General features: G+C 73.8%; 12 protein-coding genes. 8 read left to right on the forward strand and 4 right to left on the reverse strand.

Annotated features, from left to right (window positions below; translation table 11 throughout):
* Positions 1-238: 238 nt before the first annotated feature.
* Positions 239-1,384 carry a polysaccharide deacetylase family protein gene (locus tag ACFVWU_RS38750; RefSeq protein WP_387629940.1) on the reverse strand — a complete coding sequence of 382 codons (1,146 nt, stop codon included), beginning with the start codon at positions 1,382-1,384 and terminating at the stop codon, positions 239-241.
* 342 nt (positions 1,385-1,726) lie between these two features.
* Here ACFVWU_RS38750 and ACFVWU_RS38755 point away from each other — a divergent pair, with 342 nt between their 5' ends.
* Positions 1,727-1,999: a hypothetical protein gene (locus ACFVWU_RS38755; RefSeq protein WP_387629943.1), complete on the forward strand. Its 273-nt coding sequence runs from the start codon at positions 1,727-1,729 to the stop codon at positions 1,997-1,999.
* Between the two features lie 290 nt (positions 2,000-2,289).
* Positions 2,290-2,787: an NUDIX domain-containing protein gene (locus ACFVWU_RS38760; RefSeq protein ID WP_387629945.1), complete on the forward strand. Its 498-nt coding sequence runs from the start codon at positions 2,290-2,292 to the stop codon at positions 2,785-2,787.
* A gap of 5 nt (positions 2,788-2,792) precedes the next feature.
* Here ACFVWU_RS38760 and ACFVWU_RS38765 read toward each other — a convergent pair whose 3' ends face one another.
* Entirely contained in the window at positions 2,793-3,332 is a 540-nt protein-coding gene (locus ACFVWU_RS38765; protein WP_387629947.1) for a PTS-dependent dihydroxyacetone kinase phosphotransferase subunit DhaM, read from the reverse strand.
* Between the two features lie 386 nt (positions 3,333-3,718).
* On the opposite strand from ACFVWU_RS38765, the gene ACFVWU_RS38770 reads away from it, so the two are divergent.
* The 4 genes from ACFVWU_RS38770 (at position 3,719) to ACFVWU_RS38785 (ending at position 6,870) form a co-directional block, all read left to right on the forward strand.
* Positions 3,719-3,952, forward strand: coding sequence for a DUF397 domain-containing protein (locus ACFVWU_RS38770; RefSeq protein ID WP_387629964.1), 234 nt, complete (start codon positions 3,719-3,721; stop codon positions 3,950-3,952).
* An 806-nt stretch (positions 3,953-4,758) separates the two neighbouring features.
* Entirely contained in the window at positions 4,759-5,253 is a 495-nt protein-coding gene (locus ACFVWU_RS38775) for a hypothetical protein (RefSeq protein ID WP_380613342.1), read from the forward strand.
* Positions 5,254-5,331: 78 nt separating this feature from the next.
* A complete protein-coding gene (locus tag ACFVWU_RS38780) occupies positions 5,332-5,415 on the forward strand; it encodes a putative leader peptide (RefSeq protein WP_387629966.1) in 84 nt (27 codons plus the stop codon).
* Positions 5,416-5,583: 168 nt separating this feature from the next.
* Positions 5,584-6,870, forward strand: coding sequence for an acyl-CoA dehydrogenase family protein (locus ACFVWU_RS38785; protein WP_387629950.1), 1,287 nt, complete (start codon positions 5,584-5,586; stop codon positions 6,868-6,870).
* A 35-nt stretch (positions 6,871-6,905) separates the two neighbouring features.
* Here the strand turns inward: ACFVWU_RS38785 and ACFVWU_RS38790 are convergent, their stop codons facing one another.
* Positions 6,906-8,117, reverse strand: coding sequence for a phosphotransferase (locus tag ACFVWU_RS38790; RefSeq protein ID WP_387629953.1), 1,212 nt, complete (start codon positions 8,115-8,117; stop codon positions 6,906-6,908).
* Positions 8,118-8,589: 472 nt separating this feature from the next.
* On the opposite strand from ACFVWU_RS38790, the gene ACFVWU_RS38795 reads away from it, so the two are divergent.
* Complete coding sequence (locus ACFVWU_RS38795) at positions 8,590-10,071, forward strand: hypothetical protein (RefSeq protein WP_387629956.1); 1,482 nt, start codon at positions 8,590-8,592, stop codon at positions 10,069-10,071.
* 57 nt (positions 10,072-10,128) lie between these two features.
* Here ACFVWU_RS38795 and ACFVWU_RS38800 read toward each other — a convergent pair whose 3' ends face one another.
* Positions 10,129-10,662 (reverse strand): hypothetical protein, encoded by a 534-nt coding sequence (locus ACFVWU_RS38800; protein ID WP_387629958.1) that lies wholly within the window; start codon positions 10,660-10,662, stop codon positions 10,129-10,131.
* Positions 10,663-10,949: 287 nt separating this feature from the next.
* Between ACFVWU_RS38800 and ACFVWU_RS38805 the strand changes: the two genes are divergently transcribed.
* Positions 10,950-12,449: a HEAT repeat domain-containing protein gene (locus ACFVWU_RS38805; protein WP_387629960.1), complete on the forward strand. Its 1,500-nt coding sequence runs from the start codon at positions 10,950-10,952 to the stop codon at positions 12,447-12,449.
* Positions 12,450-12,478 lie beyond the last annotated feature (29 nt).

Raw genomic sequence — 12,478 nt, forward strand, 5'->3', positions numbered from 1 at the left:
CGACTTCTCATGTAGTGCCAGGACTCTCACCCAACGCCTGAGACGGCACGGGTGTCCTCGTCCCGCCGCCGGCGGCGTCTACCACTCGCGAGCGCGTAGAAGTCGGCCCGGCCGACTTCCTGGGCGGCGGGTGGCCGTCAGCGGATTGCCTGTCCGGCAAGGTGCGTGCCAGGGCGAGGCCGTACGCGCCGGATGGGGAAGCCGGTCCCCGGGGCTTCCCCACGCGACGGGCGTGTCGTCAGGCGACCGCTTGGCGGCGCCAGCGGCGGTAGGCGGGTTCGAGGCCGGAGAGGATGGTGTCGAAGCGGCGGATGCTGGTGGTGGAGTCGACCTGGAGGCGGCTGATCTGGAGGGGGTGGGTGGGGAGGCGGGGGCCGAGGCGGTGGTCGGAGAGGAAGCCGAGGCGGTAGCCGAGCTCCTGCAGGACGGTTTCGGCACGGGGGTCGTGGCCGCCGTCGGGGTAGGCGAAGGCGGTCGGGGGTTCGCCGAGCCAGTGGGTGAGGGCTTCGTGGGCGCCGGTGATCTCGGCGCGGACGGTGGCGTCGTCGCAGCGGCCGAGGCACGGGTGCCCCTGGGTGTGGTTGCCGATGGCGACGCCGCCGTCCCGCAGGGCGAGCAGGTCGGCGGGGGTGAGCTGCTCCTGGCGGGGTGGCCGGCGGTCCGCGCTGACCCGCAGTTCGTGCAGGCTGCGGCGCCGGTCCGGGTCGGGCATGGCCTTGAGCCGGGGGAGCAGCTGGGAGGGGTGGCCGCAGTCGAGCGAGCGGGCGCGGCCGCCGTGGCGGGCGAGGAAGTCGGCCTCGTGCCACCAGAAGGGGCGTTCGGTGCCGATGAGCTCGGAGATGACGAAGGCGGTCGCGGGGATGCCGCGCGCGTCGAGGGCGGGCAGGGCGTGGGTGAGGACGCTTCGGTCGGCGTCGTCGAAGGTGACCAGGACGCTGCGCGGCGGCAGCGGCCGCCGCTCGGTGACGGCCTGGAGCACGGCTTCGAGCGAGACGGGGGTGGCCAGCCTCCGCAGCCGGTCGAGCTGGGCGCCGAAGGATCGGTGGTCGGTCACCCCGTGGTAGGCGAGGACGGCGAGCCGCTGAGCGGCCCGAGCCCGGAACAGGGGTTGCACGGGGGCGAACCGCAGCCATTCGCCCCGTGCGTCCTGGTGTTCCGTCTCGGCATGCTCCGCGGTGGCGGACGCCTGCTGTCGGTCGGCGCCGTGGTGGTCGACGTCGTGTCGGTCGGCGCCGTGTCGGTCGGCCCCCTGGTGATCGGCCCCCCGGAGGCCGGTTCCGTGGTGGTCGGCCGCCCACCCGGTGGGCGGCGGCAGCGCCCGCACGCCGGGCACGGGCCTGGCACGGGCGATGGAGATCGGTGTGGTGGACTGGGTTTGCGGCAACGGTTCCCCCTCGGTCGCCGAGCGGCGTGGCGGTCCCGCCGGAGGACGGAGCCCGGCCTCCGACTCCAGGGGGCGGCGGCTCCGTCCTCTGGATATTCCGGTTCTCGGTGGGGGGTTCTCACCCGTCCCGAGAACGGCTCCTGGATCACTCGATGCCATTGAGACCGCTGCCCTACCGGGATGGTTGTACCGGGGGGACGAGGATTTTTCGTGGACTGATTGTGGAGCATGAACACGCGGGCCGCAGGCCAGGACCACCCGCGTTCGGCCGGTTGCCCCGCGTGCCGTAGTCCTCCCTCGCCGCGGGCTGCCCGCCGCGCGTGCCCGGGGTACCTTGGGCTCATGGCAGATGCGGACCGTGATCCCGTCCACCCACACGGCGCGACCCGGATGGCCCGCGCGTGCAGCGGCGGAGCCCTGGTCACCCACCAGATCCCGCTGGCAGTGGTCGGCTTGGCCTGTCTGGCGCTGGGCATCGTCGTGGCCGTGATCGTTCCGGACAGTGACGGACCGGCCTGGGCGATGGCGGTGGCCGGCTGCCTGGCGGCCGGCGTTCTGCTGCTCGGCCGGATCGCCTTCGGCGTGTTCCGCGACCGGCGCCGCGCAGCGCTCTAGCGGGAAGCGAGTGGGAAGCCGGCGGTAACTGCCGAGCGATAGATCAACAGATCGAGTGAAATTGGTCAGATCGACCGAATTTCATCCCGTCCGACAATCTCCCGCCCTTCTTTCACGATTCCCGGACAACCGGTTCATCCTGCCCTTACTGTGAATACGATCTGCGGCTCAGGACGCCATCGAGGCGAGCGATGACGCCCATCCCCGGCCTCACCGTCCTCGCCCGCCTGCGCCCGTACGGAGACCGTCCCCATGAAGACCGGCCGAGGTGGCCCGCTAGGCTGCGCCGCATGGCCATACCCCCTTTCCTCGCCGAACTCCGCTCCGTGGTCGGTACCCGGCCGCTCTGGCTGAGCGCCGTCGTCGCCGTCGCCGTGGACGACCAGGGCCGGGTGCTGCTCGCCCGCCGGGCCGACGACGGCCGATGGGCGCCGGTCGGCGGCATCCTCGACCCGGGTGAGCAGCCCGCCGACGGCGTGGTGCGCGAGTGCCTGGAGGAGACCGGCGTGGTGGTCGTGCCCGAGCTGCTCGCCTCGGTCACCGTGTCTCCGCAGGTCACCTACCCGAACGGCGATGTGACGCAGTACTTGGTGCTGACCTTCCGCTGCCGGGCGGTCGGCGGTGAGGCGCGGGTGAACGACGACGAGTCGCTGGAGGTGGGCTGGTTCGGACTGGACGAGCTGCCGCCGATGATCGACACCGAGCACGAGCGGCTGCGCCACGCCCTGGAGTGCCGGGGCCCGGCGATCTTCAGTTGGGACGGCAAGGAGCGCCCTCAGGGCTTGTGAGCCCGTCAGGCCTTGCCCTGCCGGTAGGCCTCCTCCGCGGCGTCCAGCACCGCTGCCAGGTCCCCGCCCGCCGTGGCGGTCGCCGTGGCGGCCACCGCGCCCTCCACGAACGGCGCGTTCGCGAAGCGGACCGGGAAGGGCAGGCCGTGCTCGTCGGCGTCCGAGAGCAGGGCCCGGACGGTGTTGACCGCCCCGCCCAGGTCGGCGAGCACCACCACGCCGTGGCCCTGGTCGACCCGGCGGGTGGCGGCGGCCACCAGCACCGCGCTGATGCCCGGTCCGTCGGCCGGATCGCCGCCGGTCGCGGCGACCGGCGCGGGGGAGTCGGATCCGGTCAAAGCGAGTGCCAGGTTGCGTACGGCGGTGGCCAGTTCCTGGCTGTGCGAGACCAGGACGATCCCGACCCGGCCGTGCGCGGACGGCCGGGCGGGGGTGGGCCGGGGCAGCGGGGTGGGTACGGGCGGGGTGCGGGGCGCCGGAGGATGGGCCGAGGGGGCGTCGGAGATGGGGATGACGTCGGCGCGGGTTCCGTCCCGGCGGCTCATCGGCTGCTCCTTAAAGCTGGGTCGTGGACTGGGGGGTGGGTTCGGGGCCGTACGCGCGCCCTGGCAGCACTCTGGCAGCTGCCCCCGGCGCCCGCCGGTCGGGACACGCCTCGGCCGCGCCTGGACGAGTCCGGCGGAGCCGCTGCGACGCCCCGAGACCCCTCCGCGTCGCCCCGAGACCCCTCCGCGTCGCCCCGCGGGGCTTCCACGTCGCCCCGAGACCCCTCGACCGTTCCTCCGGCCGCCCTCCTCCGGGGCCAGCCTCCCCTCCGGGAGGGAGTCCTCGTCAACCCGCTGACCGGCCCCGGGGGGTGTGGCTAGGCTGGCTCCTGAATGCCGTCGGGAGGAGATCGTCAGTGGCAGTCAACAGCGGTACGGACACCGAGGTGGTCGGCGCGCAGCCGGAGCTGGCGCCGAGCGGGAAGCCGAAGGTGGACTTCACCGGGGCGGAGTGGCTGTGCAGCAGCCAGGGCGTCGGGGACGTCCAGATCGCGTTCGTGGACGGGTACATCGGGATGCGGGACGGCCGGCAGGAGGACGGTCCGGTCCTGGTCTTCACCCCGGCCGAGTGGCGGGCCTTCGTGCTCGGCGCCCGGGACGGCGAGTTCGACCTCACCTGAGAGCCCGGCTCCGGCCCGGCGTCGGGCCTCACCCGAGCCACCGGTGCGCACCCGCGGAGCGGACCCGTCCGGCACGGAAGTGCACGGCGGACGGGTCCGCTCCGCAGGTGGTTCGGCAGGCGATTTCCGTACCGAACATCACAACTGATGATCTTTTGAGCGTGCCCCGTCAGAATTTCTGTTGACTGTTAGACAAACGCAGCTCAGAGTATGAGCACAGGCAGACGCCGTGCCCACCGCCCCCACGCGGCCAGACACGGCGCCTGCTGTGCGGCCCGGCAGCAATGCCAGGCCATCCTCCCAGTCATCCCCTGCGCACCGGGGTGCGTCGGCCGGTCCCGGCCCACGAGGGGCCGGCAGTCGCCGGGAGGCTGGCGCCGAATCCGAGAGCGACTCGGACAACGGCACCTTTTGCTCGGGACCCGCACGCCCCCACGCGGCGGCGTCCCGAGCAGATCCACGGGAGCGACGGGCCGGGGCCCCGCGGATCTGGCTCTTGTGAGATGTGGTGCATGGAACTGCATGGAACTGTTGGCTTGTGTGTTGTGCGGTGTGCGATGGCGAAGCTGGGTGCTCGGCTTTTCGGCACGACAAGTGCACAGTGAGGGATACGCGTGTAGGGCCGCGTTGCGACGTGCCGTCCCCCCGGAGGGTGAAACCCAGAACGGCTGTCGTGCTGAACCGAACGTAGCCCGGACGGTTGCTCAGAGTCAACATTGGTCTCTGAGCGTCGATCTCCCGCCGGTCCCGAGTCGGCGCCCCACCCACCTCGCGAGCGCGGTGTGCCGGGCACGTACGATGTTCCCATGTCTTTTCTCCGCCGTCGCTCCGGACAGCCCGCCGGCCCGGACTTCGACGTGCTCGCGATGGACCCGGGCGACTGGCCCGGCGACTTCGGTGCGGCCATGATGACCGGCCCGGACGGCTCCTGCCAGGGGATTTTCCTGCGCTACGACCTGTTCGGCGGCAGAGGCCCGGCGATGTTCATCGGCAATCTCCCCGAGGGCTCGCCCGCCCGGGAGACCGGCGACAGCGTGCCCTTCGAGGTGCGGCAGCTGCTCGCGGCGCTGGAGAACGACGAGCCGGTCGAGTTCGTCTCGGCCGAGGACTTCCCGGTCATGCTCGGGGACGACCTGCTGATCGTGAAGAAGGTCAAGGTCAGCGAGGAGCGCGTGTTCTGCGCCCAGTTCGGCCGCAGTGACGGCGTCCTGGTCACCATCGCGTCCTGGGACCGACCGATTTCGGACGACCTGTATCAGCTGCTGAAGCCGCTTCCGGCCGACATGTTCCAGCAGGGCTGATTCCGGCGCGGTCGACCGGTTCCCCGGGGTCTGGACGCTGCTTGACGGTTTCGATCACCGGTTCGTACAGTCGCGGACATGCCGTGCCGTCTCCCGCTGCTGACCCGTCGCAGGCATCTCGACCTGCGGCGGACCGCCAGCGCGGCGTGTCCGGGCCACTGAGGGGGTTTTCGCCCCCGTGGCGGCGGGCAACCGGCCTGATCCGGTCGGTGCCGAACCCGGGGGCGGGCCGCGTGTCGACCTCCGGGGCCGCCAGCCGGTTTCGCACGCCCGTCCGGCGTGCCGTCCGCACTCGCTGAGCCCACGCTGCCGCCCGGAGGCACCAGCACCATGACGACCACCGCTGCCACCGATCGTCCCTCGAACGATCGTTCCCGAACCGAGTCATCGGGTTCCGGTCGCTCGACTTCAGGCCAGTCGACTTCCGGCCACACCGTTTCAGGCCACCCCGCGTCGCCCGCGCCCGACCGCACCGCGATCGAGGCCGCCCTGGCCGGACTGCCCCGGGTCGTCGACCTGCTCGCCGCCCGCGCCGAGGAGCACGACCGCGACGCCACCTTCCCGTACCAGGGCATCGAGGCGGTCCACGAGGCCGGGCTGCTCACCCTGACCGTCTCCCCGCGGTACGGCGGACCGGGCGGCACGCTCACCGACACCGTCCGGGTGCTGGCCCAACTCGGCCGCGGCGACGCCTCGGTGGCCGTGGTCACGGCCTTCACCCTGCTCCGGCACGCCGAGCAGGCCCGCCGCGCCGACTGGCCGACGGCCGGCTACCGGCGACTGCTCACCGAGTCCCGGCGCGGGCCCGCGCTGGTCAACACGCTCCGGGTGGAGCCCGCGGGCGGGCCGGACGGACTGCCCGGGACAGTGGCCCGACGGGACGGCGGCGGCTGGCTGCTGACCGGCCGGAAGACGTACTGCACCGGCGCCGAGGCACTGGCCTGGATGGCGGTCACCGCACGGACCGACGAGCCCGAGCCGAGGGTCGGCACCTTCCTGGTCCGCGGCGAGAGCGAGGGCCTGGAGATCGACCCGACCTGGGACCAGCTCGGCCTGCGGGCCAGCGCCAGCCACGACGTCGTCCTCGACAGGGTGCGGGTGCCGGCCGAACTCGCGCTCGACCTCGGCGCCCCCGGGCAGGAGGACCGTGCGGAGGCCGAACTCTCCCGCGCCTGGCAGGACCTGGCCCTCGCCGCGGTGGCGATCGGCGTCGCCCGGGCCGCCGAATCCTGGCTGGTTCGCTTCCTCGGCCAGCGCACTCCGGCCAACCTGAGCGAACCGCTCGGCACCCTGCCCCGTTACCGCTGCGCCCTCGGCGAGATCGAGGCCCAGCTGATCGGCGCCGAGGAGCTGGTCGAGGGGCTGGCCCCCCGGGTGGACCGGGGCGAACCGGACGCCGTGGCCCGGACCGGTCCGGCTCAGCTGCTGGCCACCCGGGCCGCCACCGCGGCGGTCCAGCAGGCCGTCGCGCTCACCGGCAACCCGGGACTGAGCCGGCGTCACCCGCTGGAGCGCTACCTGCGGGACGTGCTCAGCAGCCGGGTGCACCTCGCGCCGGAGGAAACCGTCCTGGAGGCCACCGGCCGGGCCGCCCTGGAACGCGGCGCCCGGCCGTAGCCCCCAGGACGCACCGGCTTCGGAGCTCCCGACCCTCAGCGCGTCCCGACCGCGGCCCGGACGGCCCGACGGGCCAGCGCGGCGTCGTCGTAGAGCCGGCGGATCATGATCCGCTGCTCCTCGCCGGCGCCCGGCACGTCGTACAGCCGGATCTCCCGCATCAGCACCAGCACCAGGTTCACCAGGAACGCGTCCCGGGCCAGCGTGCCGCCGCTCTGGGCGAGTTGGCTGATCTGGCGGCGGGCGGCGGTGTCGCCGGAGAGCACGCTCCACAGCACCGCCAGGTCGTAGCCCGGCAGGTACCAGCCGGCCTGCTCCCAGTCGACCAGCACCGGTCCGGACGGCGCCAGCAGCATGTTGCTGAGCAGGGCGTCGCCGTGGCACAGCTGCAGCGGGGTGTGGCCGAGGCCGTGCAGCAGGCCGCGCAGGTCGCCGGCGTCCCGGTCGGTGAGCTGGCCCACGGAGTGGTAGCGGGCGATCTCCAACTGGTAGTCCAGGCGCGGCTGGAACACGTCGCTCGGCGGCCGCCACAGGTTCAGCGTCCGGACCGCGCCGAGCAGCGCTCGCACCTCGCCCGGGGTGGGTGCGTTGACCGGGTGGCGTTCCCGGGCGGCCGGCCGCCCGGGAACGCGCTCCACGACCAGCACGCAGCGGTCGTGGTCGGCCGCGACCAGCCGGGGCAGCCGCACCGGCGGGCGGTGCCGGACGAACGCCCGGTAGACCGCGACCTCGTGGTGGAAGTCGGCCACCAACTGCTCGAAGTACTCACTCCGCCCCGCCTGCGGCGCCAGGCACTTGGCGACCACCGGCGCCCGCCCGATGGTGCCCGCCACCAGGATGTGGCGGCTGCCCTCGCGCAGGACCTGGCGCGGGGTGAACGCCGGACATATCCGCGCGACGCTCGCCAGCGCGGCCCGTACCGCCGGGGTCTGCAGCGCCGACGGGTCGATCCGGTCGGGTCCGGCCGGCTGGCCGGGCCGTCGGGCGCGCAGCACCTGGCCGTCGGCCTGGCGGGCGAGCGGGAGGCGGTGGCCGGGCGGCGGGGTGACCTCGGGGCCGCGAAGTCCCAGCGCCGTACGGCCGGCCGGGACCCGGGCGTCCGTGGACCGGCCCTCGGTGCCGCGCGGAGCCACCGGACGGCTCGCCGGGGGCACCTGCTTCGGGCCGGGACGGCCGGCGGCTGCGGTGGGGGGGCGCAGCGCGGTGCGGGTCGCGGTCGGCGTGGGGGTGGTCGCTGAGGAGTACATGGGCTGAGGGTGGTCCCTTCCGGTCCGTCGGCGGGTTCTCCCCGCGGGGGCGGGGGAGGGCCGGTGCCGTGTGCTTCCTGGTGCGACGGCGGCCCTGCTTCGGTCGGTGGGTGGTGCGCGGGCGCCGGGCACGGACGCGGGGTCGGAACCCCTGTTCGGCAGTGCTCCGGCCGTCCGCATCCTGGGGAATGCGGTCGGCCGGATCGCCGTGGCCGTGCCCGGCGCCCCCGCGCCACCCGGCCGCGCCACCCCCTCGGGTGAGGACCGGGAACGTCCCGTGCCACGGTCGGGGGAATGCCCCGACCCTGATGGGACGCCGCCCGACCCGAGGGGCGAGGTGGCGCACCCCTACAACACACCCGTCGGGCACTGGCTTAGTAGTCTGGCGGGCCCTGGCGAACGGTGGCGAATGCTCGCCTGGCACTTGCCCGAGCCTCTAGCCTCGAAGAAGCCGAGGAACCTGGGGGCTTCATTGAGCAGGGAACCCAACACCCGACTCGCCGATCTGTTCGTCCTGACCGGATGGTCCAAGGGCGAGTTGGCGCGGCTGGTCAACCGTCGAGGTGCCGCGCTGGGGCAGCAGCAGCTGTCCACCGACACGTCGAGGGTACGGCGTTGGATCGAGCAGGGGGAGATCCCGCGCGATCCGGTGCCGAGGGTGCTGGCAGCCGTGTTCACGGAGCGGCTCGGCCGTGTCGTCACCACTGAGGACCTCGGTCTGGAACGACACCGGCCCACCAGGTCCGGAGCGGAGCCGTCCGCAGCAGTGCCATGGTCGCCGGGTCGAACAGCCGCGGTCCTCACCGAGTTCACGGGAATGGACCTCATGCTGAACCGACGTGGATTGGTGGGCGCTGGAGCCGCGCTCACGGCCGGGGCGGTCATCGCCGACTCGCTGAAGGGCTGGCTGGGCGGGGACGCCGTCGCGTACGCGGCCTCGGTGCCCGGACCGCGCCAGGTGGTCACCGGGGGCGGAGCGCGCCCGGTGGTGGACGTGTACGACGCGGGCCCGGTCGGGCTCGACGAGGTGGAGTCGCTGGAGCGCTCGGTGCAGGTGTTCCGGGCCTGGGACGCGGCGCGCGGCGGCGGGCTCCAGCGCAAGGCGGTGGTGGGTCAACTCAACGAGGTGGGCGGTCTTCTGACGAGTCGCCACAACCACGTGGTGGAGCAGCGGTTGTGGCTGGTCGCGGCCAACCTCGCGGTGCTCGCGGGCTGGATGTCGCACGACGTGGGCCTGGAGCCCACCGCCCAGCGCTACTTCATGATCGCGGCCGAGGCGGCCAAGGAGGCCGGCGACCGGCCGCGGGCCGGCGAGGCGATCTCCCGGGCGGCGCGGCAGATGGTGCACCTGGGCCGGGCCGACGACGCGATCGACCTGATGTCGGCGGCCAAGGCCTCGGGCGGCCGGCTGCTGCCCAGAACGCGTGCGATGTTCAACACCGTCGAGGCCTGGGCGCACGCCTCGATCGGCCACTCCCAGGACACCTACCGCCTCCTCGGCGAGGCGGAGGAACTGTTCACGGAGGACGCGCAGGAGCCGGCGCCGAACTGGATGCAGGTCTTCGACGAGGCGGAGCTGCGCGGCATGCAGGCCCTGGTGCTGCGCACGCTGTCCGAGCACGACCAGTCGGCGGCCGCCCTGGCCCGGCGGCACGCGGAGCGGGTGATCACCCTGCGGGAGGGCACCGGGCAGCTGCGCTCGGCGCTGTTCGACCGGATCACCCTGGCCTCGGTGCACTGGATCACCGGGGAGCCGGACGCGGCGGAGTTCCAGGCCAAGATGGTGATGAACCTGATCGGCCAGAACTCCTCGCACCGGACCTGGGACCGGCTGCGCGAGATGTACCGGCTGACCGCGCGGTACCGGGGGCTGCCGGTGGTGGACGAGCTGCGGGCGGAGCTCGGGCGGGAGCTGCGGGCGGCGGACGCCAAGAACCGGCCGCGGCTGTCGTGAGGCGGGCGGTTCGCGCGAGCCGTTCGAGGAGGAGTGGGGCCGCGGGGCCGCGGTGGCTCAGGCCGGCGGGGCCGGCCGCAGCAGCATCCGCAGCGCGGTGACGGTGCCGTCCGTGCCGAGCACGGGTTCGCCCGCGCACTGGACGCTGTCGTGCCGTCCGTCGGTCCGGCGGATCCGCAGGGTGCCGGCGGCCGGGCGGCCGTGCACCAGGGCGTCGGTCATCATCCGGCGCAGCACAGGCCGGTCCGCCTCGGGGAGGCGGTCGGGCAGCCGGTCGAGGCTGAGCGGGCCGTGGCCCGGGTCGCAGCCGAGGAGGAGGTAGGTCTCCGCGTTCCACTGGATGCCGTCGGTCAGCAGGTCCCACTCGGCCGAGCCGACGATCCGGTCGTCGGTGCCGCCGTTGTCGAGGTGGGGACCGGACGGCTCCTGCGCCGTGCCGTCCACTCTGCCGTCCGTTCCGCTGTCGGCGCCGTCGCCCGTCTCGTCGCGGGCGCGGTCCGTGCCGCCCGCGGATCCCGGGCCGTCCGCGCCCGCCGGGCCGTCCACCGCGGCGCTGTCCGGCGGGCGGGTGGCGCCTAAAGGCATGTTCATGACGGGTCCATCGCTCGGTGCGACCAGCCGTGTGCGGGTCGTTGGGGTAGTGAGAAGACTGTCGCACAGCGTCCTCATCGCTGTGGGCGATTTGGACAGATCGAAGGCAAAATTCCCCTGGCATATGCCACTGTGGCAGCAGCCTTCGTCGCCCTGTGTGCGGAAGGGGGCCCGAGGCGGTAACCTTCGGTGATTCCGGCGCCCGGGCGCCCACCGCAGTACCGACCAGAGACCCCGGCGACGGAAATCCCGTTGCCACTACGACCGCCGCAACGGATGCTGACCTCATGTTCGAGCCAGTGATAGCACCCAGTGCCAGCCTCCTAGGCCTCCTGCAGCGAGGCCGTGGTGACGGGCAGCTCCATGCGCTGGCCGCCGACCGTGCCGAGGCCATCGCCGCGCTGGAGGAGTGCGTCACCAGGGATCCGCGGGCCGACTGGCAGGTCGAGAGCCGCTCCCTCTACTACGCCCGCCTCTACATGGAGCTGGAGGCCTCCCTCGACGGGATCGAGGACCACCTCCACTCCGCCGAGGACCTCGTCAGCGACGACGAGAACCGCACCGGTCTCGCCCTCTCCGTCCTGGGCCACCTCGCCGCCTACGGCCGGCGCGACGCGCTGCTGATGCTGCGCGAGTACGCCGCCACGGGCGCCAACTGGGCCTGGGCCCTGGACGAGCTCGCCCTGCGCGACGACGACCGCGGCCTGCTGCTGCTCGGCACCGCCGTGCTGGACCGCTTCCCGCCGGGCCCCGAGGGCGACGCCGAGCTGCGCGACTTCATCCGCAACGCGTACGAGCCCCGGCCCTGGCGGCTGTGGGCGGCCTACCACCCGAGAGTCGCCGCGGCGAGCGAGCAGTCACCCTTCGACCTCTGGCAGCGCCAGCTGAACCGCAGCGGCGTCACCCCGGGCTGGTCCACCGCCGACGTGCTGGCCTGGGCCGACCAGGGCGAGCTGGGCGGCCTCGGCGCCGGCGCCTTCCTGGCCCGCCCGGAGCCCGAGCGGGTCGAGGACGACCCGTCCGCGCCCGACGCCGTGGACCGCCGCGCCGCCGCGGCCGCCCGCTGCCTGACCGCCGTGGTCCGGCCCGAGGACCGTCCGGTCCTGCTGGAGGCCGCCCGCGACGGCCTGCCCGGCGCCCGGCGGGCCGCCCTGCGCTACCTGGTCGACCAACGCGACCCGGTCGCCATCGAACTGATCGAGGCTGCCGCAGCTGACGTGGACGAGCGGATCGTTCGGGCCGCGTTGGAGCTGTTCGGCCGGATGCGCGGCCCCGAGGTGCTGGCGCAGGCCCGCCGCTGGGCCGACCCGGCCAGCGGGGGCGCCGACAGCGCGCTCGGCGAGGCCGCCGTCCGACTGCTCGCCGACGCCGGGGAGCCGGCCGACGCGCCGCTGGTGGTCGCCGGGCTGCGCCGCTGGATGTCCGTGCGCGGGGTCAGCGGTCCCGGGCTCGGTTCGCTGGTCGACGGTGCGGGGCGGCTGGCCGCCGCCGACGCCGTGCCGGTCCTGCGCCACATCTACGGGGAGGCCGCCTCCTCCGAACTGCGCGGCCGCGCCGCCCGGGCGCTCGCCGCCACCGATGTGCACTTCCCCGAGGGGCCCGCCGTCGAGTGCCTCTGGGACTGCGAGGAGTCCACGCGCGAGCTCGCCGCGCGCCATGTCGCCACCACGGGCGACGCGCGTGTGCTGGAGCGGCTGCGAAGGCTCGCCGCCGACCCGGCCGAGGAGGCCGAGGTCCACGCCGCGGTCCGCGGCCGATTGACCGCCGCCCGGGAGTTCGGGCGCTAGGTCCTCAACGTTCAGAGGGCCGGGACACC

Source organism: Kitasatospora sp. NPDC058190 (assembly GCF_042883685.1).
In the GTDB taxonomy this organism is placed as follows: domain Bacteria; phylum Actinomycetota; class Actinomycetes; order Streptomycetales; family Streptomycetaceae; genus Kitasatospora.

Excerpts from the sequence above, each read along its gene's own strand:
- ACFVWU_RS38755 (WP_387629943.1), top strand. The coding sequence starts at position 1,727 with ATGGCAGATGCGGACCGTGATCCCGTCCACCCACACGGCGCGACCCGG.
- ACFVWU_RS38760 (WP_387629945.1), top strand. The coding sequence starts at position 2,290 with ATGGCCATACCCCCTTTCCTCGCCGAACTCCGCTCCGTGGTCGGTACC.
- ACFVWU_RS38765 (WP_387629947.1), bottom strand. The coding sequence starts at position 3,332 with ATGAGCCGCCGGGACGGAACCCGCGCCGACGTCATCCCCATCTCCGAC.
- ACFVWU_RS38775 (WP_380613342.1), top strand. The coding sequence starts at position 4,759 with ATGTCTTTTCTCCGCCGTCGCTCCGGACAGCCCGCCGGCCCGGACTTC.
- ACFVWU_RS38780 (WP_387629966.1), top strand. The coding sequence starts at position 5,332 with ATGCCGTGCCGTCTCCCGCTGCTGACCCGTCGCAGGCATCTCGACCTG.
- ACFVWU_RS38785 (WP_387629950.1), top strand. The coding sequence starts at position 5,584 with ATGACGACCACCGCTGCCACCGATCGTCCCTCGAACGATCGTTCCCGA.
- ACFVWU_RS38790 (WP_387629953.1), bottom strand. The coding sequence starts at position 8,117 with ATGTACTCCTCAGCGACCACCCCCACGCCGACCGCGACCCGCACCGCG.
- ACFVWU_RS38800 (WP_387629958.1), bottom strand. The coding sequence starts at position 10,662 with ATGAACATGCCTTTAGGCGCCACCCGCCCGCCGGACAGCGCCGCGGTG.
- ACFVWU_RS38805 (WP_387629960.1), top strand. The coding sequence starts at position 10,950 with ATGTTCGAGCCAGTGATAGCACCCAGTGCCAGCCTCCTAGGCCTCCTG.